Genomic DNA, 1,557 nt, shown 5'->3' on the forward strand with positions numbered 1-1,557 from the left:
GTTTCTATGTTAAATTCCTAGCAAATCGGTTAATATTTCTTCTTTTCTATTTAAATTGGTTAGTATCAGACAAAGCGGAACCGGGCTCTGCTGGAGAGCAACCTGTCAGGAATAGTCTGATCGACTGGAATGGTCAGGGGCCGGTTTTATCCGGCCCTTTTTTGGCTACCATTCCAAGAGCCTATGCCTTGGAAAACTCAACGCTTGCCAATCCTTTCAAACATGCTTCTATAAGTAGTCGGTAATTTGGTTTACCGCTACATTTCTGTTTTATTTTGTAAGGATGGTGGCCGTAGGCTATCGTGAGCAGTCATGGTTGGCATGCTGCAACTCGACAAATTCGGTCCACCAATTTTTTGGTCCTAAAGGCAGGCAATTGTTTTTATCTATCTTTTAATCTGCCATTATACGGTATGGTTCTTTGTTCAACAGAATATGCCTTATCCTTAGCAGTAACTTTCTGGCTACCCTTATTATAGCTTTGTTCGCACCCATCCTTTTTCTCCAGTCCTCATAGCTTTTTGCCAATGACGGGTCAGCTCTCGCCGCGGTCCAGGCACACTGTACCAAAACTGTCTGCACATGTACATTTTTCCTGCCGGTCATCCTTCCACTGTGCTCCTTCTCACCGCTGCCGTAGGTATTGGGCACCAGTCCCACAAAACAGCATAAACTGTCTGCTGTACGGAATCTTGACGTATCCCCGAGTTCGCTAAGGAAAACCAATCCTGCTGTCAGCCCAATCCCCGGTACTGACCTGATGATCTTCAACTCCTCCCCGTATTCTTCTGACAGCAACCTCACCAATTCCTTCTCAAGTTTCTTCTTTACCGAAACCGTGTTCCTGAGCTGCTCTATCAATATACGGAAACCGAATGTACCCACCTCAGAATCCAGTTCTACGCTATCAAGCCATCCCATGAAACCTTTCGACCAACTCCCTGATCCGACAAGGTGTTCTTCCGGAATCCTTATCCCATGGAGATGTAGCTTACCCTTGATCCTGTTTTTGTACCTATTGATCTCCCCCGTCAGTTTTTTCCGCAGACGCATGGATTCTTTCTCCTCCTGCTCGCATTTTTCCGGAATGTGGATACCTCTGAGTACTCCCTGACGAAGCCCCCTGCACAATTTTCTGCTGTCAACCCCGTCACGCTTGCCCTTACGCTCTTTATTGGTGGTAGGGACATCTGCCGGATTGATCACTATGTTATCAATCCCTTCTGAAACAAGCTCGTAATGAACCGAAAAACCGCAGAAACCTGCCTCATAAACACTCTTATAAGTACCTCCGGGAAAATGCTTTTTTAAATATTTACCAAGAGTCACACCCTCCGGTGGCTGAACAAATGTCTTGTGTTCCAGATGCTCAGTCATCACTGTAACAGTCCACTGTTTACTGTGAGCGTCAATGCCCACGTAGATCATTTCTCCCGTAAAATCAGGATTTTTTGTAACTTGAAGCGTTTCCATAAGCCTTGAGGTTTAGTGTAAGATTTATTTGATACTTAAAGTTACATTAACCTCTTGGCTTTACTTAATTTAAACATACAGGCT

The 1,557-nt window shown here is 44.8% G+C and carries 2 protein-coding genes; one reads left to right on the top strand and one right to left on the bottom strand.

The window, feature by feature from the left end:
• A partial coding sequence (locus MMU05_RS22985) for a hypothetical protein (protein WP_241143998.1) occupies positions 1 to 245 on the top strand: 245 nt, incomplete at its 5' end.
• Between the two features lie 148 nt (positions 246 to 393).
• On the opposite strand, the gene MMU05_RS22990 is transcribed toward MMU05_RS22985, so the two are convergent.
• Positions 394 to 1,473 carry an IS110 family RNA-guided transposase gene (locus MMU05_RS22990; protein ID WP_241143999.1) on the bottom strand — a complete coding sequence of 360 codons (1,080 nt, stop codon included), beginning with the start codon at positions 1,471 to 1,473 and terminating at the stop codon, positions 394 to 396.
• Between the last annotated feature and the right edge of the window lie 84 nt (positions 1,474 to 1,557).

The sequence above is a fragment of the Cognataquiflexum rubidum genome, assembly GCF_022538115.1.
GTDB classification, from domain to species: Bacteria; Bacteroidota; Bacteroidia; order Cytophagales; family Cyclobacteriaceae; genus Cognataquiflexum; species Cognataquiflexum rubidum.

Bases quoted from the DNA above. Each gene is read 5' to 3' on its own strand.
- MMU05_RS22990 (WP_241143999.1), bottom strand. From the start codon at position 1,473: ATGGAAACGCTTCAAGTTACAAAAAATCCTGATTTTACGGGAGAAATG.